Source organism: Saccharothrix sp. AJ9571 (genome assembly GCF_021725495.1).
In the GTDB taxonomy this organism is placed as follows: domain Bacteria; phylum Actinomycetota; class Actinomycetes; order Mycobacteriales; family Pseudonocardiaceae; genus Amycolatopsis; species Amycolatopsis magusensis.
In genome coordinates, this window is the sequence record NZ_CP091382.1 from 3656188 (window position 1) to 3680464 (window position 24277).

Annotated in this window: 19 protein-coding genes; 12 read left to right on the forward strand and 7 right to left on the reverse strand. The window is 69.4% G+C overall.

Annotated features, from left to right (window positions below; all coding sequences use genetic code 11):
* The first annotated feature begins 46 nt into the window (after positions 1 to 46).
* Positions 47 to 511 (forward strand): hotdog fold domain-containing protein, encoded by a 465-nt coding sequence (locus tag L3Q67_RS16580; protein ID WP_499191556.1) that lies wholly within the window; start codon positions 47 to 49, stop codon positions 509 to 511.
* On the opposite strand, the gene L3Q67_RS16585 is transcribed toward L3Q67_RS16580, so the two are convergent.
* Positions 495 to 1106 (reverse strand): dTDP-4-dehydrorhamnose 3,5-epimerase family protein, encoded by a 612-nt coding sequence (locus tag L3Q67_RS16585; RefSeq protein ID WP_499190349.1) that lies wholly within the window; start codon positions 1104 to 1106, stop codon positions 495 to 497. The two genes, L3Q67_RS16580 and L3Q67_RS16585, sit on opposite strands and share 17 nt — an antisense overlap.
* A gap of 384 nt (positions 1107 to 1490) precedes the next feature.
* Between L3Q67_RS16585 and L3Q67_RS16590 the strand changes: the two genes are divergently transcribed.
* Positions 1491 to 2663 (forward strand): NAD(P)-dependent malic enzyme, encoded by a 1173-nt coding sequence (locus tag L3Q67_RS16590; RefSeq protein WP_499190350.1) that lies wholly within the window; start codon positions 1491 to 1493, stop codon positions 2661 to 2663.
* A gap of 1147 nt (positions 2664 to 3810) precedes the next feature.
* Here L3Q67_RS16590 and L3Q67_RS16595 read toward each other — a convergent pair.
* Entirely contained in the window at positions 3811 to 5196 is a 1386-nt protein-coding gene (locus tag L3Q67_RS16595; RefSeq protein WP_499190351.1) for a class I SAM-dependent methyltransferase, read from the reverse strand.
* A gap of 104 nt (positions 5197 to 5300) precedes the next feature.
* Between L3Q67_RS16595 and L3Q67_RS16600 the strand changes: the two genes are divergently transcribed.
* From L3Q67_RS16600 to L3Q67_RS16615, 4 genes are read left to right on the forward strand one after another with little or no spacing between them, the layout of a single operon-like run.
* The gene (locus L3Q67_RS16600) at positions 5301 to 6392 is read left to right on the forward strand and encodes an ABC transporter ATP-binding protein (RefSeq protein WP_499190352.1); all 1092 of its coding nucleotides are present in this window, start codon (positions 5301 to 5303) and stop codon (positions 6390 to 6392) included.
* Positions 6393 to 6404: 12 nt separating this feature from the next.
* The gene (locus L3Q67_RS16605; RefSeq protein WP_499190353.1) at positions 6405 to 7100 is read left to right on the forward strand and encodes an ABC transporter permease; all 696 of its coding nucleotides are present in this window, start codon (positions 6405 to 6407) and stop codon (positions 7098 to 7100) included.
* Positions 7097 to 7798 (forward strand): ABC transporter permease, encoded by a 702-nt coding sequence (locus tag L3Q67_RS16610; protein ID WP_499190354.1) that lies wholly within the window; start codon positions 7097 to 7099, stop codon positions 7796 to 7798. The genes L3Q67_RS16605 and L3Q67_RS16610 overlap by 4 nt, the downstream gene beginning before the upstream one ends.
* Complete coding sequence (locus L3Q67_RS16615; protein ID WP_499190355.1) at positions 7795 to 8688, forward strand: ABC transporter substrate-binding protein; 894 nt, start codon at positions 7795 to 7797, stop codon at positions 8686 to 8688. The genes L3Q67_RS16610 and L3Q67_RS16615 overlap by 4 nt, the downstream gene beginning before the upstream one ends.
* Here L3Q67_RS16615 and L3Q67_RS16620 read toward each other — a convergent pair.
* Positions 8685 to 9206 carry a GNAT family N-acetyltransferase gene (locus L3Q67_RS16620; protein ID WP_499190356.1) on the reverse strand — a complete coding sequence of 174 codons (522 nt, stop codon included), beginning with the start codon at positions 9204 to 9206 and terminating at the stop codon, positions 8685 to 8687. The two genes, L3Q67_RS16615 and L3Q67_RS16620, sit on opposite strands and share 4 nt — an antisense overlap.
* Before the next feature lie 279 nt (positions 9207 to 9485).
* Between L3Q67_RS16620 and L3Q67_RS16625 the strand changes: the two genes are divergently transcribed.
* Complete coding sequence (locus L3Q67_RS16625) at positions 9486 to 11054, forward strand: S8 family peptidase (protein WP_499190357.1); 1569 nt, start codon at positions 9486 to 9488, stop codon at positions 11052 to 11054.
* A gap of 88 nt (positions 11055 to 11142) precedes the next feature.
* Here the strand turns inward: L3Q67_RS16625 and L3Q67_RS16630 are convergent, their stop codons facing one another.
* Positions 11143 to 14868 (reverse strand): multifunctional oxoglutarate decarboxylase/oxoglutarate dehydrogenase thiamine pyrophosphate-binding subunit/dihydrolipoyllysine-residue succinyltransferase subunit, encoded by a 3726-nt coding sequence (locus L3Q67_RS16630; protein ID WP_499190358.1) that lies wholly within the window; start codon positions 14866 to 14868, stop codon positions 11143 to 11145.
* Between the two features lie 242 nt (positions 14869 to 15110).
* Between L3Q67_RS16630 and L3Q67_RS16635 the strand changes: the two genes are divergently transcribed.
* The 5 genes from L3Q67_RS16635 (at position 15111) to L3Q67_RS16655 (ending at position 17159) form a co-directional block, all read left to right on the forward strand.
* A complete protein-coding gene (locus L3Q67_RS16635; protein WP_499190359.1) occupies positions 15111 to 15662 on the forward strand; it encodes a YbaB/EbfC family nucleoid-associated protein in 552 nt (183 codons plus the stop codon).
* 11 nt (positions 15663 to 15673) lie between these two features.
* A complete protein-coding gene (locus L3Q67_RS16640; protein ID WP_499190360.1) occupies positions 15674 to 15985 on the forward strand; it encodes a WXG100 family type VII secretion target in 312 nt (103 codons plus the stop codon).
* Positions 15986 to 15998: 13 nt separating this feature from the next.
* Entirely contained in the window at positions 15999 to 16367 is a 369-nt protein-coding gene (locus tag L3Q67_RS16645; protein ID WP_499190361.1) for a hypothetical protein, read from the forward strand.
* Positions 16368 to 16428: 61 nt separating this feature from the next.
* Positions 16429 to 16749 carry a hypothetical protein gene (locus L3Q67_RS16650; RefSeq protein WP_499190362.1) on the forward strand — a complete coding sequence of 107 codons (321 nt, stop codon included), beginning with the start codon at positions 16429 to 16431 and terminating at the stop codon, positions 16747 to 16749.
* Between the two features lie 41 nt (positions 16750 to 16790).
* Positions 16791 to 17159: a DUF6086 family protein gene (locus tag L3Q67_RS16655; protein ID WP_499190363.1), complete on the forward strand. Its 369-nt coding sequence runs from the start codon at positions 16791 to 16793 to the stop codon at positions 17157 to 17159.
* 963 nt (positions 17160 to 18122) lie between these two features.
* On the opposite strand, the gene L3Q67_RS16660 is transcribed toward L3Q67_RS16655, so the two are convergent.
* From L3Q67_RS16660 to L3Q67_RS16670, 3 genes are all read right to left on the reverse strand, one after another.
* Positions 18123 to 21890, reverse strand: a complete 3768-nt coding sequence (locus tag L3Q67_RS16660) for an ABC transporter ATP-binding protein (RefSeq protein WP_499190364.1) — start codon at positions 21888 to 21890, stop codon at positions 18123 to 18125.
* A 168-nt stretch (positions 21891 to 22058) separates the two neighbouring features.
* Positions 22059 to 22943, reverse strand: coding sequence for an ABC transporter permease (locus L3Q67_RS16665; RefSeq protein ID WP_499190365.1), 885 nt, complete (start codon positions 22941 to 22943; stop codon positions 22059 to 22061).
* The gene (locus L3Q67_RS16670) at positions 22943 to 23941 is read right to left on the reverse strand and encodes an ABC transporter ATP-binding protein (protein WP_499190366.1); all 999 of its coding nucleotides are present in this window, start codon (positions 23939 to 23941) and stop codon (positions 22943 to 22945) included. Before L3Q67_RS16670 ends, L3Q67_RS16665 begins: the two co-directional genes overlap by 1 nt.
* Positions 23942 to 24277 lie beyond the last annotated feature (336 nt).

Consider the following 24277-nt stretch of genomic DNA (forward strand, 5'->3'; position numbering starts at 1 on the left):
CCGCCGGTGTGCTTCGCTACTGGCGAGTAACAAGGAGGGTGAGCCGATCGTGCGGACCTATTCGCTGTGGCGGTCGCTGGCCGCGAAGCCGGGCGGGAAGCTGCTCTTCTCGGCCGCGATGTGCCTGCGTGTGCCGTATTTCCGGACCGTGCTGCCGCACGTGCGGGACCTCCGGCCGGGCCGGTGCGAGGTCTCGGCGCCGAAGTGGTGGGGTGTCCACAACCACATCGGCACCTTCCACGCGATCGCGGCGTGCAACCTCGCGGAGATCGCGATGGGCATGCTGGCCGAATCGACCGTGCCCCCGACGCACCGCTGGCTGCCCAAGGGCATGTCGGTCGACTACCTGGCGAAGGCGGAGACCGGCCTGACCGCGGTCGCCGAGCTCGCGGCGCTGCCGGAGTTCGGCGAGGAAGGCACCGAGGTACCGGTACCGGTGACCATTCGCGACAAGGCGGGCGAAGTGGTGGTCAGCGGCACGATCACCATCTGGGTCACGAGGAAGAAATAGCCCCGCGCAGTTCCTCGTAACGCGCCACGCAGGCGTCGTAGGACGGCAGCCGTCCTTCGGCGGCCAGCTGCGCCACCGTCGGTGCGTCACGGTCCTTTTCGGACAGAATCGGCTGGATGCCGGTGGGCCACGGCAGGCCCAGTGCCGGGTCCAGCGGGTTCGCACCGTGCTCGGCGGTGGGGTTGAACCCGGTGGAGCACTGGTAGGTCATCGCGGCGTCCTCGAGGGCGATGAAGCTGTGGCCGACGCCCTCGGCCACGTAGACCGCGCGCAGGTTCTCCGCGTCCAGGTGCACCGCGTCCCAGTGGCCGAAGGTCGGCGAGCCGACGCGGAGGTCGACCACCACGTCCAGCAGCGCGCCACGCAGGCACTGCACGTACTTCGCCTGCCCCGGCGGGGTGTCGGCGAAGTGGATGCCGCGGATGGTGCCGCGCCGGGAGTAGCTGTAGTTGGTCTGCGCCAGGTGGAGCGGGTGGCCGACGGTCTCCCGGAACACCGCTTCCTGGAACGGCGCGGTGAACAGACCGCGGTGATCGGGGAATTGACGCGGGGTGAACTCATAGCAATCCCGCACGGCCAACTGGCGCACCTGCATGGGGACCAGCTTAGGGCAGGGCTTCCCAATCCGGACGGACGTCTTGCTAAAAGCCCGTCCGGCAAGGGAAAACACCGGAATATGTGACATCAGCCGCACCAGGGGGCCACAACCACGGATCGGCCTGCCACACTGTCCGGACCGCCGCGTCCGCGGTTCCCCCCGCCGGGAGCCGGACCAGATGCAGCCTCACCACGGGCATCGACGGACGCCTCGCCCGGTCGTAGGCGCTACCGCGCTGGACAGCCGCGCTCGAGGAGCCCAAGCAACTAGAGGGACGGCGCCTGCCGTTTCCCTGTTCGACGTCCCGGGAGAAGTCCAGTGACCTACGCACCAGTCGAAGGTTCGGTTTCCGATGAAGACGGAACCATGACGGGAAAAGCCATGAACGAAGACAGCACGCCGGTGACCGACGAGGAGATCTTCACCGGTCACGAAGGCGGCAAGCTCTCCGTCGCCGCCAACCGGCCGATCTCGGTCGCGCGTGATCTGTCCATCGCCTACACCCCGGGTGTGGCCAAGGTGAGCCGCGCCATCGCCGAGGACGCCGAGCTGGCCAAGCGGTACACCTGGGCCGAGCGGCTGGTCGTGGTGGTCAGCGACGGCACCGCCGTGCTGGGCCTCGGCGACATCGGCCCGAGCGCCTCGCTGCCGGTGATGGAGGGCAAGTCGGTCCTGTTCAAGACCTTCGCCGACCTGAACTCGATCCCGCTGGTGCTGAACACCACGGACGTGGACGAGATCGTCGAGACGCTGGTCCGGCTGCGGCCGTCGTTCGGCGCGGTGAACCTCGAGGACATCGCCGCGCCGCGGTGCTTCGAGCTGGAGGACAAGCTCAAGGCGGCGCTCGACTGCCCGGTCATGCACGACGACCAGCACGGCACCGCGATCGTGGCGCTGGCCGCGCTGCGCGGGGCGAACCTGGTGCTCGGCAAGAACATCACCGACCAGCGCGTGGTGATTTCCGGGGCCGGTGCGGCGGGGGTGGCCTGCGCGCGGATCCTGCAGGCCGCGGGCATCGGCGAGGTCACCGTGCTGGACTCGAAGGGCATCATCCACGAGGGGCGCGACGGGCTGAACTCGGTCAAGCAGGGGCTGGCCGCGTCGACCAACGCGAGCGGGCTGACCGGCGGGCTGCCGGAGGCGATCCGGGGCGCCGACGTGTTCCTCGGGCTGTCGGGGTCCACCATCGAAGAGGAACTGCTGGCCACCATGGCCGGTGACTCGATCGTGTTCGCACTGTCCAATCCGGACCCGGAGATCCACCCGGCGGTGGCCGCCAGGTACGCCTCGATCGTGGCGACCGGGCGCAGCGACTTCCCGAACCAGATCAACAACGTGCTCGCCTTCCCCGGCGTGTTCCGTGGCGCGCTGGACTCGGGGGCGCGGGCGATCACCGAGCGGATGAAGATCGCCGCCGCGGACGCCATCGTCGCCGTGGCCTCCGACGACCTGGGCCCGGACCGCATCGTGCCGAGCCCGCTGGACCCGCGGGTCGCCCTCGAGGTGGCCGCCGCCGTCGCGAAGGCCGCCACCGAAGACGGCGTCGACACCTGACCCCTCCCGCACGCCCACCCCGGGCGCCGCTCGCCCCGCGAGCGGCGCCCCCTTCATCCCACCCCTCCCAACCCCCACGTTCGCGCCCCCTACCCCACGTTCGCGCAGCCGAGTCCCGCCTTCAGGCACGCGAACCCCACGTCCAGGCACCCGAACCCCACGTTCGTGCAGCTGAACCTCACGTTCAGGCGCGCGAGCCCCACGTTCGGGTAGCCGAGCCCCACGTCCAGGCACCCGAACCCCACGTTCGTGCAGCCGAGCCCACGTTCAGGCGCGCAAGCCCCACGTTCGGGTAGCCGAGTCCACGTTCGGGCACGCGACCCCACGCCAGACAGCCGAATCCCACACTCAGGCAGTCGAGTCCTACGTTCAGGCACCCGAACCCCACGTTCAGGCAGGCGCACTCCAAGTTCGGGTAGCCGACCCAACACTCGGGCGGCCGAGTTCCACGTTCAGGCAATCGAGTCCCACGTTGGGGTACCCGGGTTTCACATTGGCGGTGGCGAGTTCCGCATTCGGGCATCCGAGCCTCACGTCAGGCATGCGGGTCCCGCGTTCAAGCAGCCGAGTCCCACATTCAGGCGTCCGAACTCCACATTCGGGCAGCCGAGTCCCACGTTGAGGCAGCTGAGTTCCACGTTCAGGCGCCGAACCCCGCGTTCAGGCAGCCGAGTCGCACATTGGCGGTCGCGAGTTCTGCGCTCAAGCATGCCAATCCCACGTTCGGTGGGCCGACTCCTACGTTGAGGTGGCCGAGTCCCACGTTCGGGAAATCGAGTTCCGCGTTCTCGCGGACGACTCCTACGTTGAGTCAGCTGAGGTCCGCATTGGCGGCGCGAGTCCCGCATTCGGCCGGGCGCGAGTGTGGAACTCGGGCGCGCGAGTGTGGGGTTCGGCTTCGCCAACGTGGGGCTCGGGCTTCTGAGAGTGGGACTCAGCTAGCTGCGTGAGTGTGGAACTCGGCTGCGCGAACGTGGGGTTCGGCTGCGTGAGTGTGGGAGTCGGGCGGCGCGAATGCGGGGTTCAGGTGCCCGAACGTGCAGTTCGGGTGCACGAGTGTGGGATTCGGCTCCCTGAACGTGGGGTTCGGGTGCGTGAGTGTGGGAGTCGGGTGCGTGAGTGTGGGGGTCGGGTGTCTGGATGTGGGTTAGGGGAGGGTTTGGGGGAGGTGGTGGCGGGGGAGGTCGATCAGGCGGTAGGGGTGTAGCGGGGTGGGGATGTTCGGGAGGTTGGCGAGGCGTGCGTGGGCTCGGGTGAGTGGTAGGGCGGGTGAGTCGACGGCATCGGCGACCACGACGGCGTGTTTGTTGTCCGGCAGGCTGCGCAGCAGCTTCAGCTGGTACTTGGAGCCGATCAGGTCCAGCAGGGCGGCTTGCGCGTCCGCGTTGACCAGGTCCGGGTGCGAGTTCGGCACCAGGATCGCCACCCGCGAGGCGTTCGTCGCCAGTAGCAGGCGCAGCAGCCACGGGCCCGGGTCCCCGCTGAGGTCGAAGGCCAGCGCGACGTCCGGCTTGCCGTTGATCGGCTTCGACCAGTCCGGCCGCGGGGTTTCCACCACCGGCCGGTCGGCGATCTCGCGCACGCGGTCCATCAACGCCGCCGAAGAACCGGAGGATTCGACCGACTGCGGGCCGTGCGTGTAGATGCCCTGCTTCGCCTTCTGCTTGCGCGCCCGTGCGGTCGGCTGGCAGACGTACAGGTCCGCGGACGCGCCGATCGCCTGCGCGCCGTGGTAGGAGTGGAAGTCCGGCAGGATCGCCTCGAAGGTCAGCCCCAGCCGCATCAGTTCCTGCTGCACCTGGGCACCGAGCGCCGGGTGCCGCGGGCTGTAGCCGTACGCCAGCAGCAGCCTGCCCAGCGGCGGCTCCGCCAGCGCCTCGATCCCGCGCGCGGCGAACAGGCCCATGCCCTCCGGCGTGTACGGCGGATCGCTGAACACCAGGTCCGCGCTGCCGAGCACGGCGTGCGGCAACCCGATGCGCAGGTCGGCGTGCAGCGTGCGCACCGCCCCAGCGGACCGTTCATCCACATAGGCCAGCACGCGCTCGTCGAGGTCGACCACGGTCAGCTCCGCGTCCGGCCGCAGCGCGTGCACGGCGAGCGAAGTGAGATCGTGATCACCCAGGAACACCAGGCGCGCGCCGCCGAGTTCGTACCGCGCGTCCAGCCACTCCGCGCGCCGCACCACGGTTTCCGCGGTGGCTTGCACGTGGTCCAACGCGGGCAGTGGCGGCGGCACGTGCTCGATCAACGCCGACACCTTCGACAGCAGCTCGGGCGCGCTTTTCCCGGTACGCGGCCGGAATTCGGCGTAGCGCGAGACAGCGGACGGTTGCAGCCGCAGCGCTTTCCCGTCCCGTTCCAGGTCGGAACCGAGCGATTCGAGCAGTTCTTCCACACTCCGCCGCGGCACCGCGGCCCGCCGGATCAGCTCGTCGAACCGGATCCAGCCGTCCGCCAGCAGCGCGATCGCCGTGCGCAGCGGACGCTGGTGCACGCCGTGGGACCGCAGAACCTCGTTCAGTGAACTCACGACGCACAACATATGGAATGCCGTGCCGAGGCGTTTGATCTGGGCTAGGGTTTTCCGACTTGTGGACCCTGCAGGGCCGGCGGGGTCGTTGATGGGAGTGCCACGTGGCAATCGAGTTCCAGGGCGTGACGAAGAAGTACCCGGACGGGACCGTCGCGGTCGACAACCTCAGTCTCACGGTGGAGGACGGGACCATCACCGTGTTCGTCGGGCCGTCCGGCTGCGGCAAGACCACCTCGCTGCGGATGATCAACCGCATGGTGGAGCCGACCTCGGGCACCGTGCTGCTGGACGGCAAGGACGTCTGCGACTCACCGCCCGCGCAGTTGCGCCGCGGCATCGGGTACGTCATCCAGCACGCCGGCCTCTTTCCACATCGGACGGTGCTGGACAACGTGGCCACCGTGCCGCTGCTGTCCGGCTGGGGCAAGGCGAAGGCACGCGAACGCGCGGCCGAACTGCTGGAGACCGTCGGCCTGCCGTCGGAGCTGGGCAAGCGGTACCCGGCCCAGCTTTCCGGTGGTCAGCAGCAGCGCGTCGGGGTGGCGCGCGCGCTGGCCGCGGACTCGCCGGTGCTGCTGATGGACGAGCCGTTCTCCGCGGTGGACCCGATCGTGCGCGAGGGCCTGCAGGACGAATTGCTCCGGCTCCAGCAGCAGCTCGGCAAGACCATCGTCTTCGTCACGCACGACATCGACGAGGCCGTCCGCCTCGGTGACAAGGTCGCGGTGATGCGGGTGGGCGGCAAGCTCGCCCAGTACGGCACGCCGTCGGACGTGCTGCGCCACCCGATCGACGACTTCGTCGCCTCCTTCGTCGGCAAGGACCGCGGTTACCGCGGCCTCTCCTTCCTGACGTCGGAAAACGTGCAGATCGACCCGATCGACACGGTCGAGGTCGGCGCCGTGCCCGGCGAGGGCGCCACCTGGCGGATCGCGGTGAACGGCGACGGCGAGCCACGCGGCTGGCTGCCGCCGAATTCCACTGTGGACGGTGAACTGACCGAGCGCGATCTGGTCGCGGGCGGTTCGTTGTACCATAAGGGCGCCCCGGTGCGTGGCGCGCTGGACGCGGCCCTGTCCTCCCCGGCCAGCCTCGGCGTGGTCGTCGACGACGGTGGCCGGGTGGTCGGCGCGGTGACCGCCCGGCAGGTGCTGGACGTGATCGAGCAGCACCCACAGGGAGCGGCCGGGTAGAGGGGGCGGGTCATGGGCGAGTTCTTCGACGAGCTCGGGCGTTATCTCTCCAGCGCCAACAACCGCGCGCAACTGCTGCAGAACCTGCTCGAACACATCTACCTGGCCTTGCTGCCACTGGTGTTCGGCGTGGTGCTCGCGGTGGCGGTCGGCTGGCTCGGCAAGCGCTGGCGGGTCGCGCGCCGGGTGGCGATGGTGGTGTCGAACCTGCTGTACACGATCCCGTCGCTGGCGCTGTTCGTGGTGATCCCCGGCTTGATCGGGACGAAGATCCTGGACAGCGTCAACGTGATCGTGGCGTTGACCATCTACACCACCGCCTTGCTGGTGCGCCCGGTGCTGGACGCGCTGGATTCGGTGTCCCCGCCGGTGCTCGCGGCCGCGACGGCGATCGGTTACCAGCCGGCGCGCCGCTTCCTCACCGTCGAACTGCCGCTGGCGGTCCCGGTGTTCGCGGCGGGCGTGCGGGTCGGCGCGGTGAGCAACGTCAGCCTGGTCAGCGTCGGCGCGCTGATCGGCACCGGCGGGCTCGGCGTGTTGTTCACCGACGGCTTCCAGCGTGAGTACTTCTCGCCGATCGTGGTCGGCATCGTGCTGACCCTGCTGCTGGCGCTGGTGACGGACCTGCTGCTGGTGTGGCTGCTGCGGCTGAGCACGCCCTGGCAACGGGCGACGGCCAAGCCGGCGCCGGAGGGGAGCGCGGCATGAACGAGATCTTCGGCTGGTTCGGCGATCCGGCCAACTGGCAGGGCGTCGACGGGGTGCCGAACCGGCTGGCCGAGCACCTCGGTTACGTGGCGCTGGCGCTGGTGATCGCGCTGGCGATCGCGATCCCGCTTGGCCTGTTCGTCGGGCACACCGGCCGCGGCGCGGTGGTGCTGGTGGCCGGGAGCAACTCGATTCGCGCGCTGCCCACCCTCGGCCTGGTCACCTTCCTCTTCCTGCTGTTCACAGTGGAGGGTCCGGCGACCACGATCGCGTTGGTGGTGCTGGCGATCCCGCCGATCCTGGCCGGGACGTACGCCGGGTTGCAGGCCACCGACCACGGCGTGGTGGACGCCGCGCAGGGCGTCGGGATGACCGGCTGGCAGCGGTTGTGGAAGGTCGAAGTGCCGATCTCCCTGCCGCTGGTGCTCGGCGGGGTGCGCAACGCCGTGCTGCAGCTGGTGGCGACCGCGGCGGTGGCGGCCTACGTCGGGCTCGGCGGCCTCGGCCGCTTCCTGCTCGACGGGCTGGCCGTGTTCGACTACGGCAAGGTGGTCGCCGGTGCGGTGCTGACCGCGCTGCTGGCCATCGTGCTGGACCTGGTGTTCGCCGGCCTGCAACGGGCCGTGGTGCCGAAGGGGGTCCGGCTGGCCGCGTTGGCCGCCGGGAAGCAGGCCAAGGCGGCGGGAGGCGGCGAGTGAAGCGACGGCTGGGAGTTCTGCTGGCGGTGGTCGCGCTGCTCACCACCGCCTGCGGCGACCCGTTCGAAGGCGGGGCCGAGGGCGGCGCCACCGGCGAGATCATCATCGGCGCCTCCGACGTGGGCGAGAGCCTGCTGCTGGCGCAGATCTACGCGGGCGCGCTGCGGGGCGCCGGGGCCGAGGACGTCACCGTGCGCCCGCCGGTCGGTGGCCGCGAGGTGGTGGTCAAGGCACTGCAGGACCGCTCGCTGTCGGTGGTACCCGACTACACCGGCAACCTGCTGCGGTACTTCGACAAGAACACCGAGGCGACCACGTCCGCGGACGTCTACGGCGAGCTGCGGCAGAAGCTGCCCACCGGGTTCGAGGTGCTCGACCAGGCGCCCGCCGAGGACAAGGATCTGCTGGTGGTGCGCAAGGAACTGGCCGACTCCGGCGTGCGCACGTTCTCCGACCTCGGCCCGCGCTGCGGCGAACTGGTCTTCGGCGGTCCCGGGCAGTGGAGCGACCGCTGGAAGGAGAAGATCAAGGCGCTCTACGGCTGCGAGTTCAAGGAGATCCGGACCACCGACACCGGCGGGCCGGTGACCGTGGCCGCGCTGCGCTCGGGCGAGATCCAGGTGGCGGACCTGTTCAGCACCTCGTCGACCATCCAGAGCAATGGTTTCGTGCCGCTGGAGGACGACAAGGCCATGTTCCCGGCGCAGAACATCGTGCCGCTGGTGGCGAAGGGCACGCTGAACGAGCGCGAGGTGAAGGCGCTCAACGACGTCTCCGCCGCGCTGACCACCGAGAAGCTGACCCGGTTGAACGTGGAATTCAGTGAAGAGAAGCAGAACCCGCTCGACATCGCGGAGAAGTTCCTGCGGGACAACGGGTTGAACGGTTAGATCCGGTCGAACGCCGGTGCGTAGTGGAAGGCGCCGGTGAATTCGGCCGAGTACGCGGTCAGCGGGCGCACCTGGAAGTGCGGGACCCAGTCCGGAGTGGACGGTGTGATGCCGTGCTCGGCGGCGAGCACGAAGCCGAACCGGGAGTAGTAGCCGGGGGAGCCGAGCAGCACCACCACCGGGATCTCCAGTGCGTCCGCGGCCGCGATCACCGCGTGCATCAGCGCCGAGCCGACCCCTGCCGACTGAAATTCCGGGAGCACGCCCAACGGGCCGAGCCCGACCGGCCCCGGCGTGCTCTCGATGCGGGCGTGGCTGCAGCAGACGTGCCCGGCGACCCGGCCGTCGATCTCGGCGACCAGCGACAACGCCGGGAGCAGGTCGCCGTCCGCCCGGAGTTCTCCGACCAGCCTCGACTCCACGGTTTCCGCACCGGGTGCATCGGGTTTGGCGAACGCGGCGTCGTGCACCACCCGGATGGCGGCAGCGTCGGCTTCGGTCTCACGGCGGATCAGCATGCGCCGACCCTGCCGGAGCCCGCTGATGTGGGCAACCGCATAACGAGCGTTCGGTAATCCCTACTTTCGTCGGCAGCCGTTCGAGTCTCCCCATACTCCGTGGGAAACTTGATTTCAAGGTCTACCTTCGGGGGAATCTCCGACTTACGCTCTCTTGCGTGCAACAGAGGGTGAAGCTTCTTTCACCCGCTGCGCACAGTCCCGTTCCCCGGTTACCCCGATTCGGCTGCCCGTCGCCCCTGCGGTGGGCCGGCGAACCCTGCCCTTGGGAGGACCCCCATGAACAAGCGCAGACCACTGGCCGCGCTCGGCCTGGCGGCTGGAGTCGCCGTGCTGACCGCGCTCGGCGGCACCACCGCCGCCACCGCCGCGGAAGGCACGGTCGTCGACGCGAACAGCGCCGACGCGGTACCGGGCAGCTACATCGTGGTGCTCAAGGACGGCGTGTCGGCCCAGTCGGTGGAGGGCGCGGCGCAGACCGTGCTGTCCCGGCACGGCGGCTCGCTGGACCGGCTCTTCACGACCGTGCGCGGCTATTCCGCGAACATGAACGAGACGCAGGCCAAGCGGGCGGCAGCCGACCCCGCGGTGGCCTACGTCGAGCAGAACAAGGTCGTGCGCGCCAGCGCCGACCAGCTCAACCCGCCCTCGTGGGGCCTCGACCGGATCGACCAGCGTGACCTCCCGCTGAACCAGAAGTACAGCTACAGCACCGACGCGGCCAACGTCAGCGCGTACATCATCGACACCGGCATCCTGACCACGCACAACGACTTCGGCGGCCGCGCCACCCACGGCTACGACTTCGTGGACAACGACGCCGACGCCACCGACTGCCAGGGCCACGGCACGCACGTCGCGGGCACCGTCGGCGGCACCGCGCACGGCGTGGCCAAGGCGGCCAAGCTGGTCGCCGTCCGCGTGCTGAACTGCAGCGGCTCCGGCACCACCGCGGGCGTCATCGGCGGCGTGGACTGGGTGACCGCCAACGCGGTCAAGCCCGCGGTCGCCAACATGAGCCTCGGCGGCGGCGCTTCGGCCACCCTGGACAACGCCGTCCGCAACTCGGTCGCCTCCGGCGTCACCTACGGCCTCGCCGCGGGCAACGACACCGGCGCCAACGCCTGCAACACCTCGCCGGCGCGCACCAAGGAAGCCATCACCGTCGGCTCCACCACCAACACCGATGCGCGGTCGAGCTTCTCGAACATCGGTGACTGCCTGGACATCTTCGCGCCCGGCAGCGGGATCACCTCGGCGTGGATCGGTGGCAACACCGCCACCAACACCATCAGCGGCACCTCGATGGCCACCCCGCACGTGGTCGGCGGCGCGGCGCTGTACCTGGCGGCGAACCCCGCGGCCACCCCGGCGCAGGTTTCCGCCGCGCTGGTGGCGAACGGCACCAAGGGCAAGGTGACCAACCCGGGCACCGGCTCGCCGAACGTGCTGCTCTACACCGGTTCCGGCACGCCGGACCCCGACCCCGAGCCCGTCCCGTGCGCCACCACGGCGAACGCCACCGACGTGACCATCCCCGACGCCCCGGCCGCCGCGGTGACCAGCTCGATCACCATCGCCCAGTGCGCGCGCAACGCCAGCGCGACCACCAAGGTCGATGTGCAGATCAAGCACTCCTACCGCGGTGACCTGGTGATCGACCTGCTCGCGCCGGACGGCACCGCGTACCGGCTGAAGAACTCGAACAACGATTCGGGTGACGACGTGAACGCCAGCTACACCGTCAACGCGGGCGCCGAGGCGGCCAACGGCGTGTGGAAGCTGCGGGTGCAGGACATCTACCGGGCGGACACCGGCTACCTGGACAGCTGGACCCTGACCGTCTGATGATCCGGGCCTGAAACGCAATGAGTGGGGCATTACTTGCAATGGATGCGAGTAATGCCCCACTCATAGCATTCGAACTACGTCAGCCTCAGCTGAAGGCCTTGGCGATGATCGCCTTCTGCTCCACTTCGTGCACCTTGGACGAGCCCGCCGACGGAGCCGCCATCGGCCGCCGGGCGGCGACCTCCAGGCCGCCGAAGGTCTCCGGGAACTTGCGCGGCAGGTTCAGCCCGAAGAACGGCCAGGCACCCTGGTTCTCCGGCTCCTCCTGCACCCACATGATCGACTTCGCCGCGGTGTACCGCTCGACCGCGGCCAGCAGCTTCTTCTTCGGCAGCGGGTAGTACTGCTCGACCCGCACCAGCGCCACGTCGTCGACCTGCTGCTTGACCCGCTCGGCCAGCAGCTCCCAGTACATCTTGCCCGAGGTCAGGACCACCTTCCGGACCTTCGCCGGGTCCAGGTGCTCGTCGTCGATCACGGACAGGAACTTCGACTGCTCGGTGAAGTCCTCGACCGACGACTTGACCGCCTTGTCGCGCAGCAGGCGCTTGGGGGTGAAGACCACCAGCGGCCGGTTCACCCCGTCGAGGGCATGGCGGCGCAGCAGGTGGAAGTAGTTCGCCGGGGTGGACGGCACCGAGACGGTCATCGAACCTTCGGCGCACAGCTGCAGGAAGCGCTCGATGCGGCCCGAGGTGTGGTCCGGTCCCTGGCCCTCGTGGCCGTGCGGCAGCAGCAGCACCACGTCGGAGAGCTGGCCCCACTTGGCCTCACCGGAGGAGATGTACTCGTCGATGATGGTCTGGGCGCCGTTGACGAAGTCGCCGAACTGGGCTTCCCACATGACCAGCGCGTCGGAGTTGGCCACCGAGTAGCCGTACTCGAAGCCGACCGCCGCGTACTCGGACAGCGCCGAGTCGTAGATCATCACGCGGCCCTGGTTCTCGGCCAGGTGCTGCAGCGGGGAGTACTCCTCGCCGGTCTTGCGGTCGATGAACACCGAGTGCCGCTGGGTGAAGGTGCCGCGGCGGGAGTCCTGACCGGACAGCCGGACCAGCTTGCCCTCCAGCGCCAGCGAACCGAACGCGAGCAGCTCGCCGAAGGCCCAGTCGATGCCGCCTTCGCGGGACATCTTGTGGCGGCGTTCCATCACCGGCTTGACGCGCGGGTGCGGGGTGAAGCCCTCCGGCACGTCGATGAACGCGTCGCCGATGCGCTCGACCACGTCCTTCGAGATGGCCGTCGGCACCTTCGCGGGCACCTGCTGCTCCTCTTCGACCGAGGGGCTCGCCTTGACCGGGTGCTTCTCCAGCTCGCGGACCTCGTTGAAGACGTGCTCCAGCTGGCTGGAGAAGTCCCGCAGCGCGGCCTCGGCCTCTTCCACGGAGATGTCCCCGCGGCCGATCAGCGACTCGGTGTAGGTCTTCCGCACGCTGCGCTTGGTGTCGATGATGTCGTACATCGCCGGCTGCGTCATCGACGGGTCGTCGCCCTCGTTGTGCCCGCGGCGGCGGTAGCAGATGAGGTCGATCACCACGTCCTTGTTGAACGCCTGGCGGTAGTCCACGGCCAGCTTGGCCACCCAGTGCGCGGCCTCGGGGTCGTCGCCGTTGACGTGGAAGACCGGCGCGCCGATCATCTTCGCCACGTCGGTGGCGTACTGCGAGGACCGCGAGTTCTCCGGCGCGGTGGTGAAGCCGACCTGGTTGTTGATGATCAGGTGCACGGTGCCGCCGGTGCGGTACCCGCGCAGCAGCGCCAGGTTCAGCGTCTCGGCCACCACGCCCTGGCCCGCGAAGGCCGCGTCGCCGTGCAGCAGCACCGGCAGCACGGTGAAGCCCTCGCCACCCTTGTCGAGGATGTCCTGCTTGGCGCGGACGATGCCCTCGAGCACCGGGTCCACGGTCTCCAGGTGCGACGGGTTCGCGGTCAGGGAGACCTTGGTCTCGCCGTCGCCGAACATGCGGAAGTACTTGCCCTCGGCGCCGAGGTGGTACTTCACGTCACCGGAGCCGTGCGCCTGGCCGGGGTCGAGGTTGCCCTCGAATTCCTGGAAGATCTGCGAGATCGGCTTGCCGACGATGTTGGCCAGCACGTTCAGCCTGCCGCGGTGCGGCATGCCGATGACGACCTCGTCCAATTCGTACTCGGCGGCCTTGTCCAGCACGGTGTCCAGCAGCGGGATGGTGGTCTCGCCGCCTTCGAGCGAGAACCGCTTCTGGCCGACGTACTTGGTCTGCAGGAAGGTCTCGAAGGCCTCCGCCGCGTTCAGCTTGGACAGCACGTACTTCTGCACGGCGGGGTCCGGCTTCTCGTGCGGGATCTCCACCCGCTCCTGGATCCACCGGCGCTCGTCGGGGTCGATGATGTGCGTGTACTCGATGCCGACCGTGCGGCAGTAGGAGTTGCGCAGCACGCCGAGGATGTCGCGGAACTTCATCCGCTCCTGGCCGGCGAACCCGCCGACCGGGAACTCGCGGTCCAGGTCCCACAGGGTGAGACCGTGGGTGAGCACGTCGAGGTCCTCGTGGCGGCGCTGGCGGTAGTTCAGCGGGTCGGTGTCGGCCATCAGGTGGCCGCGCATGCGGTAGGCGTCGATCAGCTCGATCACCCTGGCGGTCTTGTCGACCGCGCCCTCGGGGATGTCGGCCACCCAGCGGATCGGCTCGTAGGGCAGCCGCAGCGAGGTGAACACGTCGTCGTAGAAGCCGTCCGAGCCGAGCAGCAGCTCGTGGATGCGCTTGAGGAACTCGCCGGACTCGGCACCCTGGATGATCCGGTGGTCGTAGGTGGAGGTCAGCGTCATGATCTTGCTGACCGCCAGGTCGACCAGGGTCTTCTCGCTGGTGCCCTCGAACGAGGCCGGGTACTGCATGGCGCCGACGCCGATGATGCAGCCCTGCCCGGCCTGCAGCCGCGGCACCGAGTGGTTGGTGCCGATGCCGCCCGGGTTGGTCAGCGAGATCGTGGTGCCGGCGAAGTCGTCGGCGGTGAGCTTGCCGTTGCGGGCCTTCTTGACGATGTCCTCGTAGGCCTGCCAGAACTGCAGGAAGGTCATGTTCTCGGTCGCCTTGACCGAGGCCACCACCAGCGTGCGGGCGCCTTCCTTGCCCTTCATGTCGATCGCCAGCCCGAAGTTCACGTGCTCCGGGGTCACCGCGAACGGCTTGCCGTCGATCAGCTGGTAGTGCCGGTTCATGTTCGGGAAGTCGCGCAGCGCGCGCACCATCGCGTAGCCGATGAGGTGGGTGAAGGAGATCTTCCCGCCCCTGGTCCGCTTCAGGTGGTTGTTGATCACGATGCGGTTGTCGGCCATCAGCTTGGCCGGGACCGCGCGCACACTGGTCGCGGTCGGCACGGACAGCGAGGCGTCCATGTTCTTGGCGATGGCGGCGGCCGCCCCCCGCAGGGGCTTGCTCTCGCCTTCGTTGGTGCTCTTGCTCTCGGCCTTCGCGGCCGGGGCCGCTTCCTTCTTCGGCGCCGGCTTCGCGGGCGCCGGTTCGGCCTTCTTCGGCTGGGCCTTCTCCGGCTCGTTCGCCTTCGGCGCGGACTGGCGTGCCGCCGACTCCGCGTTCTGCTGCGACTGGCGCGAGGGCGGGTTGGCCTGGCCGTTCTTGGCCGGCGCCTCGGTCTTGGCCGTGGCGCGGGCGTTGTCGGCCTTGGACTGCGCGTCCTGGGTCGGCTTGAAGTCGGCGAAGAAGTCATGCCAAGCGGCATCTACCGATGAAGGGTCGGCCAGGAACTGGTCGTACATCTCTTCGACCAGCCACTCGTTGGGGCCGAACTGTGACGCAGGGCTGCTGCTGGACACGGCTTGGGCTCGCCTCTATCCATACTCGATCTCGGGTCCGGTTACGCGCCTACCAGGCTAACCCCCTCGCCGGAGTGCGTGTGACGGAAGTGGCCCTAGCAGGCCGGCCGGAGGTTGGCATTCGTCACTGAATCGATACGGGACAGTGGTCGCGCCGCTGGTCCGGACCCGCGCGGAATGATGGGGAACCGCGGGCGGTGCGGGGCCGTCTGTGCGGGTAGGGACTACGGGAGGGGTGTCCGGTGGCTGACTTGGCCGACGTCGAACGCATGGTGAACGACTGGGAGCGCAACGCGGCGGAGACGTCGCAGAAGTACCAGGCGATGCAGGCCGAGGTGGAGCGCATCTCGATCACCGAGTCGGTCGCCTCGGGCGCGGTGAGCGTGACCGTCGGGCACAACGGGCTGCCCACCGACGTCAAGATGACCCAGGCCGTGCTGAAGATGAGCCCGGACGAGATCGCCGCCAACGTGCTCCGCGCCATGCAGAAGGCGCAATCGAAGTACCCGGAGCGGCTGGCCGAGATCACCGCCGAGACCGTCGGCGACGACTCGACCACCCGGCACCTGGTCGCCACCGCGGTGGACAACTTCCCGGCGCCGCCCGAAGAGGACGAGCCGCCCGCTACGGGACAGCCGCAGGAGCGACGGCTGTACGACAGCGAAGAGGAGTCGCCCGCTGCGCCCAAGGCGCCTCCCGCACCTACACCCAAGCCGACGCCGCGGCGCAAGGGCGGGCCGGGGGACGAGGACGGCGAAGACTTCAGCGACCAGTCGTTCCTGCGCCGCGACTAGGAGGGTGAGCGATGCCACAGGGCTACGAGGTACTCAACGACGAACTGACCGTGCACGCCGGTAAGGTGGACGGCTTTTCCGAGCGGATGCAGACCGCGGTGGACGCGGCGAACACGGTGACCATGGACGACAGCGCGTACGGGGTGATCTGCCAGCCGTTCGCGATGTTGCTGCAGCCGTTCGAGGAGATGGGCGTCAACGCGCTGAAGACGGCGGTCGAATCGCTGAGCGAGACGGCGACCAAGGTCCGCGACTCGGCGGCCGCGTACGAGGAGCGTGAGGGCGGCACCAGCAAGGCGCTGAAGAACGCCGAAGCAGGCTGAGAGCTCGAGGGTGGTGACGTTCAACGGGCTCGCGCCGTGGTCGGACGATGTCCCGAAGGTGGATTTCGACACCCCGGCCGGCCTGGTCGACCTGCACAACTGCGCCGACGTCGTGGGCATCCGGGTGCTGATCGCGGAGCAGTCGGTGGAGTTCGAGTTCCGCTACGCCCCGGACCACACCGAGATCGAATCGGCGGGCAGGCCGGTCCGGCTGCGGTTCGGCTCGGTGTCGGGGTTGCGGATCTCGCAGGCCGAGGATTTCGACGTCCGCGCCGCGGGCACGCTGGAGGGGGTCACCCGGCACAGCGGCTCGGAGTTCGTGGTCGACCTCGGCGACATCCAGTGCACCTTCGCCGCCGAGTCGGTCACGCTGACCCGGTGAGCCCCGGCTCGTTGCGGTCGTCGGCGCCGGGCGGGAGGATCAGGGCGGAGGTGGTTCGGCTGTGCGGCGGTCCACGTTCGCGGAGGTGGTGCGGATCCGGCTCGACCGCGACCGTGAGCTGTTGATCGCCGAGGGGCGGCTGGTGGGCTGGCGGCTCGTCGACGCCGAGGACCTGCGGCTGATCGACTACCTGCGACTTTTCGAGGACGGGCGGCTGCACGTGCTCCTGGCCGGTGGTCCCCGTGACCGGGTGGCGCTGGAGGAGTTGCGCCTGAGACTGGCGGACTGTCCGGCCGCCGGTTCGCCGATGAGCGTGCTGCTGAACGGCTACATCGCGGAAATGCTCGCGATTTTCGACCTCGACGGGGACGAACCGCTCTAGGATGAGCCATCTTTTTCGCCGGGTTTGGGTGGTGAAGTTCTGTGGGCTGCGTTTTCGAAGTCGGTGAGGAAACGGTGTGGCACCCGGCGTCGCGCGTCGGGGAGACCTACCTGGCGCTGGCCGGGGGCATGGCGGGCCTGGTCGGGGTGCCCACTGGTTTCACCGCGACGGCGGCGGATTTTCACCGGGTGGACATCGTTCAATTCGATGTGTTCACCAAACGTGTTTTCGCCGAATATTTCCGCTCCGGCCACGAACTGCGGCGCACGATGGTGGACGCCGTCCTGCGGCCGTCGATCGTGATGCTGGTGCGGGGTGGTGGCCGGATCGAGCCGGCCACGGAGGAGCAGCGACTGTACCTCGTGGAGGCAGGACGATTGGCGAGCGCGATGCCCGCTCAGCGTTCGTAGGGCCGTTATCCGGGCGCGGGCCTGGGCGCGCTTCTGGGCATGGCGGGTGCGCTTCGCCTTGGAGACTCGCCGTCCGCCTCGAATGCGGAACTCGGCCGCCTGAGTAGGACTCGTCTGCCTGAGTGGGACTCGGCTGTCCGTATGTGGGACTCGCCTGTCGGGGGTGTGGGACTCGGCTACCCGAGCGTGGAGCTCGGTTGCCCGGACGTGGCCTCAGATGTGCGAACGTGGAGCTCGGCTGCCTGAGTGTGGAGCTCGGTTGCGCGAGCGTGGAGTTCGGCGGCCTGAGTGTGGGACTCGCTTGTCTGAACGTGGGACTCGGCTGCCTGAGCGTGGGACCCGGCTGCCTGAGCGTTGAACTCGCGCGCTGGAACGTTGACTTCAGCTGGCTGGGTGCAGGATTCGTTTGCGCGAGCGTGGACTTCGGCGGTCTGAACGTGGAATTCAGCGGGCCGAATGTGGATCTCGGCTGCTTGGGTGCGGGTCTCGGTTGCGCGAGTGTGGAACTCGGGTTCCTGAAGGTGGGACTCAGTGGCCCGAGCGCGGACGCCGGGTTCCTGAACGTGGGTGTCGGTTGGGCGAGTGTGGAGTTCAGCCGTCTGAGCGTGGGGTTCGCGTGCGCGAGTGTGGGGTTCGGCTGCCTGAATGTGGATGTCAGGTGTGCGGGCGTGGATTTCGGCTGTCTGAGCGCAGGTTCGGTGGTCCGGCCGCGTGGTGCGGGCTGTCCGAACCTGCTCGAACGTGGAACTCGGATTTTGGACGTGGGACTCAGGGGCTCGAATGTGGATTTCGGGCTCCTGAGTGCGGGTTTCGGCTGCCCGAATGCGGGTTTCGGTTGCACAAGTGTGGTGTTCGGGTGCGCGAACGTGGGACTTGGTGCACGAGTGTGGGACTCGGGGTGCGTGGGTGTGGGGTTCGGGTGCGTGAACGTGGGACTCGGGTGCGTGGGTGGGGGCGGAGGGGTTAGGTGCTTAGGTGCCATAGGTGGGCGTAGGGGCCTGGGGTGGCTAGGAGGTTGGGGTGGGTGTCGAGTTCGACGATGCGGCCGTGGTCCAGGACGGCGATGCGGTCGGCTCGGGCGGCGGTGGCGAGGCGGTGTGCGACGACGAAGGTGGTGCGCCGGTGGGTGATCTGTTCGGTGGCTTGCAGGACGGCGGCTTCGGTGGACGGGTCCAGGGCGGCGGTGGCTTCGTCCAGTAACAGGATGTCCGGATCCACCAGTTCCGCGCGCGCCAGGGCGACCAGTTGCCGTTGTCCGGCGGACAGTGAGCGGCCTCGTTCGCCGACGGGCTGGCGGAAGCCTTGCGGGAGCGCGGCGACGCCTTCCAGGGCGCCGACGGCGCGCACGGCGGCTTCGACTTCGGCGTCTGTCGCTTGTGGACGGCCGTAGCGCACGTTGTCCGCGACGGTGCCCGAGAACAGGTGCGCTTCCTGCGGGACCACGCCCATGCGCGAACGCAGCGAAGTCAGGTCGTACTCGCGGATGTCCACGCCGTCGATCCGCACGGCGCCCTCGGTCACGTCGTAGAAGCGGGCGACGAGTTTGACGGCGGTGGACTTGCCCGCGCCCGTCGCACCGACCAGTGCGATGGTTTCGCCGGGGCGGACGTTCAGCGAAATTCCGGACAGGGCCTTGGTTTCCGTGCCCGTGTAGGCGAAATCGACGGAGTCGAAGGTGACTTCGCCGCGCAGGCGCTCGGGCGCCGGGCGCGGGTTCTCGGCGGCCGGAACGGAACTCGGTGTGCGCAGCAGGTCGCCGATGCGCTTGAGGCCGACCTTCGCCTGCTGGTAACCGTCGAACACCGACGAAAGCTGCTGGATCGGCGAGAAGAACTGCCCCAGGTACAGCAGGAACGCCAGCAGCACCCCGGCCGACAGCGTGCCCTCGGCCACCCGGTTCGCGCCCGCCACCAGCACCACGGCCTCGGCGATGCCGGAAAGCATGGTCACCAAAGGGAAGTACGTGGCGATGTAGCGTTGCGCGCGCAGGCGGGAACGTCGGTACGCGTCGCTCTTGGAGGCGAAGGACTCCGCCGAGCGCTCCTCACGCGTGTACGCCTGCGCGACCCGGATGCCGGTGACGTTCTCCTGCATGTCCGCGTTCACCACGCTGACCCGCTCGCGGGCCTCGGTGTACGCCGCCGACGCCAGGCGCCGGAAGACCACCGTCGCGACCACCAGCACCGGCAGCACCGCGAGCGCGTACAGCGCCAGCGAGACGTCGATCACCAGCAGCGCCACCGAGATGCCGACCAGGGTCAGCGCGCTGACCACCGCGGTGGCCAAGCCGGTCTGCAGGAACGTGGACAACGCGTCGACGTCGGTGGTCATCCGGGTCATGATCTTCCCGGACAACTCGCGCTCGTAGTAGTCCAGCCCGAGCCGTTGCAGGTGCGCGTAACTGCGGACCCGCAGCGCGTAGAGCACGGTCTCGCCGCTGCGTGCGGTGAGCCGGGTCTGCGCGGCGATCACCAGCAAGTCCAGCGCGATCACCAGCGCGCCGATCCCGGTGACCACCCAGATCGCGGTGACCGAACCGGCGATCACGCCCCGGTCGACGCCCTGCTGGTACAGCGCGGGCAGCGCGATGCTCGCGCCCGCGTCCGCCGCCACCAGCGCGACCACCCCGGCCAGCAGCCAGCGCACCGGCCGCAGCATGCCGGCCAGCCGGAAGCGCGGATCCGGCGCGGTCACGTCCATGCCGTGCAGGGCCGGTTCGTCGCGGACAGGAGGGAGTTTGCGCACGCCCTCCAGCAGTTCCTCGGTCGGCGGCAGATCGAGCGAGCCGCTGCCGCGTGGACCGCTCAGCGCGCTCGGGCTCGGCGTACCCGTGCGCTGCTCGGCGGCTTCGGCCAGGCGGGCGACCTCGTCCTCGTGCTCGTCGTCCGGCCAGAGTTCCGGGGTGACGCCGTCGGCGTCGCGTTGCAGCGGCGTGCAGTGGTGCACCGCCTCGACGTCCTCACCCGGTCCGGCGACCAGTTCGCGGAACAGCCGGCAGCGGGCCTCCAGTTCCTCGGCCGTGCCCACGTCGACCACGCGCCCGGCGTCCAGCACGGCGATCCGGTCGGCCAGCGCCAGCGTGGACCGCCGGTGCGCGACCAGCAGCGTGGTGCGCCCGGCGGTGACCGCGCGCAGGGTGTCGTGGATCGCCGCCTCGGTGGCCGTGTCGACCGCGGAGGTCGCGTCGTCGAGCAGCAGGATGCGCGGGTCGGTGATCAGCGCGCGCGCCAGGCCCAGCCGCTGGCGTTGCCCGCCGGACAGCGTCAGCCCGCGTTCGCCGACGAGGGTGTCGTAACCGTCGGGCAGCTGCTGGATGAACTCGTGCGCCTCGGCCGCCTTCGCCGCCGCGACGATCTCCTCGTCGCTCGCGTCCGGCTTGCCGTAGGCGATGTTGTCCCGCACCGACGAGGAGAACAGGAACGCCTCTTCGAACACCACGCCGATGGCCTGCCGCAGCTCGGTGAGCCGGAGATCACGCACGTCGTTTTGTCCGATGTGGACGGATCCGGCGTGCACGTCGTAGAACCGCGGCAGCAGCAGCGAGATGGTCGACTTGCCGGAGCCCGCTGTGCCAACCAGTGCGAGCGTCTCGCCCGGCTGGGCGTGCAAGGACAACCCGTCGAGCACCGGTTCCGTGCGCGTGTAGCCGAACTGCACGTCGTCGAAGCGGATGCCGAGCGGACCGTCCGGCAGCGGGCGCGCGTCCGGCTTCTCGGTCACCTCCGGCTGCGCGTCGATCAGCTCGTACACCCGTTCCGCGCCCGCGCGGGTGAGTTGCGCCTGCACGATCAGGCTCGACAGCATGCGGGCCGGGCCGACCAGCGCCGCGACGTAGGTGGCGAAGGCGAGGAAGGTGCCGAGGCTGACCTCGCCGTTGAGCGCCAGCACCCCGCCGACGCCCAGCACCGCGACCTGACCGGCGGCGGGCAGCGCGGCCGTGGTGGCGGCGGGCCAGGAGGAGAGGCGGGCGGCGCGCAGGCGTTCACCGAAGAGTTTCCGCGCGGTGCGTTCGAGCCGCGCGACCTCGCGGGCCTCCTGGCCGAAGCCCTTCACCACGCGCACACCGGTGACCGTCTCCTCGACGTGCTGCGCCAGATCGGCCGCCCGCTGTTGCGCGGACCACGTCGCCGGGAACAGCCGCTTCCGGCTCAGCGCCACCACGATCGCCACGGCGGGCGCCACCACCAGGGCGATCACCGTCAGGAGGGGGGACATCCACAGCATCGCACCGAGCGCGAGCAGCGCGAAGATCACCGAACCGGCGGAGAGCGGGACCTGCATCAGGATGCTGACCACCAGCTGCAGATCGGTGATCGCGCGCGAGGCGATCTGGCCGGTGCGCAGGGAATCCTGCTTGCCGCCGTCCAGTCGCGACACCGCGCCGAACACCGCCTGGCGCAGGTCGTGCTGCACGTCGAGGGCGAGCCTGCCGCCGACGTACCGGCGCAGGAAGGCGGTGCCGAAGCTGAGCACCTGCAGGCCGATCAGGAACCCGGCCAGCAGGCCGAGCTGCGAGGTCTGCCCGGCCACCGCGTCGTCCACCGCGGCCCGGACGACCAGCGGCCCGACCGCCTGCAAGCCCACGCCGAAGATGGCCGCGCACAGCGACAGCACGACCAGCGCGCGGTGGCGCCAGCAGGCCGCGGCGAGCCGGCGGATCCAGCCGGGGCGGTCCGCTTCGGAGGGTGGGGCGGGGGCCTCGGTGCGAGGCCGGGGCGGGGCAGTGGTCACGTTCGCCAGGCTAGGCGGGATCACCGACAATCGCCGCCGAACGACCCCTACGGGCTGGGGTCCGAACGTCCCCGGAGGCCGGGTCCGAATGCTATGAATGGGGCATTACTAGCGTTCAACGCAAGTAATGCCCCACTCATAGCAATGGCCGAAGCCGAGGCCAAAAACTCAGGTGATGTCTCGGCGTTGGTTGACCAGCCAGCCGCCGACGAAGAAGATCGCGGTCCACGCGGCGAAGATCAGCGCCGAGGCCCACCAGGAGAACGCGCCCGGCGCGCCGGCGGCGTACTGCAGTGCCCACCGGGTTTCCTCGTCCAGGCCCGGCAGGGTGACCCCGGCCGCGCCGAACGCCTCGGCGCCGATCGCGCCGACGATGCCGTTGACCGTGCCGTTCGGCAGCACCCCGCCAAGCCAGGTCACGTCGAGCCAGCCGAAGGCCACGATGACCAGCAGGTTCTCCACCACCAGCAGGTAGATCACCAGGGTGATCACGCTCCCGACCACGCTGTTCCACACCGCGCCGACGCCGATGCCGAACAGGGTGGCCAGCACGGTCGCGAGGATGCCCGCGCCCAGCACGCCGAGGAACTGCGGCGCGCTCGGCATCAGGTTGCTGTCCACGGTGAGCGCCGTGCCGAGCGCCGCGGCGCCGACCACGACCACGCCGTACAGCACGCCCCAGGCCACGTAGGTGATCATCTTCGCGCTCAGCGCGAGCCCGCGGTTCGGCGCGGTCAGGAACGTGGTGGAGATGGTCTTCTTCGAGTACTCACCGGCCAGCGCGAACACCCCGAAGATCACCGGGAAGATCGTGCCGATGTTGATGCCGTGCGCCATCGCCAGCAGGCCGACCGGCCACTCGCTGGGGTTGAGGCCCAGCATGCTGGTGACTTCCCTGGTGTCGGAGCTGCCGAGGAAGTTGGCGAAGTCGTTGGTGGTGAAGCCCCAGCCCAGCGAGAAGACGAAGGCGAACAGCACCGCCGGGATCAGCAGGCCCCACCAGCTCTTGGTGGACAGCGTCTTCCGGAACTCCGCCTTGATCAGCCTGCCCATCAGCGCTGCCCTCCCCACTGCTGTTGTTGTTGCTGCTGCTGGTACTGCTGGGGCGGTGGCGGGCCCCAGCCGGGTTGCTGCGGTGGCTGGGCGCTGAACTGGCCCGCGGTCAGCTGGAAGAACAGCTTCTCCAGGTCCGCGGTCTCCTCGCGCAGCCCGTAGATCGGCACGCCCTGCTGCAGCGCCAGATCACCGACCTGGCGCGCGGTGGCGCCCGCCACGGTCAGCCAGCCGTCCGGCATCGGCTGCACGTCGGGGGCACCGGCCTCCTTGAGCGCGGTCGCCAGCTTGGCGCCGTCGCCCGGCAGCACGATCACCCTGGCCTGCTGCGAGCCACGCAGCTGGTCCACCCGGCCGTGGTACATCGTCTGCCCGCGGCTGATGATCACCACCTGGTCGATGGTCTGCTCCACCTCGGCCAGCAGGTGGCTGGACACCAGCACCGTGCGCCCGCCACTGGCGTAGGACCGCAGGAAGGTGCGCAGCCAGGCGATGCCCTCGGGGTCCAGGCCGTTCGCCGGTTCGTCGAGCACCAGTACCTGCGGGTCGCCGAGCAACGCGGTGGCGAGCGCGAGCCGCTGGCGCATGCCGAGCGAGAAGTCGCCCGCCTTCCGGTGTGCCGCCGAGCTGAGCCCGACCAGGCCGAGCACCTCGTCGGCGCGCTGGTCCGGCACGCCGATCGCGGCGGCGTAGACCAGCAGGTGGTTGCGCGCGGTGCGCTTGGGGTGGAAGCCCTCGTTCTCCAGCACCGAGCCGACCACGCGGGCCGGGTTGCCCAGCTGGTCGTGCGGGCGCCCGTTGATGGTCGCGGTGCCTGCCGTGGGCTTGACCAGCCCCAGCAGCATGCGCAGCGTGGTGGTCTTCCCCGCGCCGTTCGGGCCGAGGAACCCGGTCACCGAACCCGGCTCCACGGCGAAGCTCAGGTTCTGCACCGCTGTCACCGGCCCGAACTGCTTGGTCAGGTTCTGCACCACGATCCGGCCACTGCCGTCGTGCATATCGCCCCCGATCTTCGGCTAGCTGTGGGTGGCATCCTGCCGTACGCGCGGGGCGGCGGGGCGATCTCGGTCACTTTCCGCGTGGCCGGTGCCGACCGTCCCCAATGGAGTCCGGCACGAATGCCCAGGTCGCGGCCACTCCACTGGGTCATTCACCAGTTCCGGTCGCTTCGGGTGGACAACGAATCGCCGACACTTGCCGACCCCGTGCGGCGAAGCCACGCGAGAGTGCCTAGACTGTGCAGTGGCGGCCCGCTCCCAGTGACCCCCAGGCTGGTTGAGCGGGCCGCCGCTTCATGTCCGCGGTCCTTCCGCACCCTCCACGCGCTGCCCCGG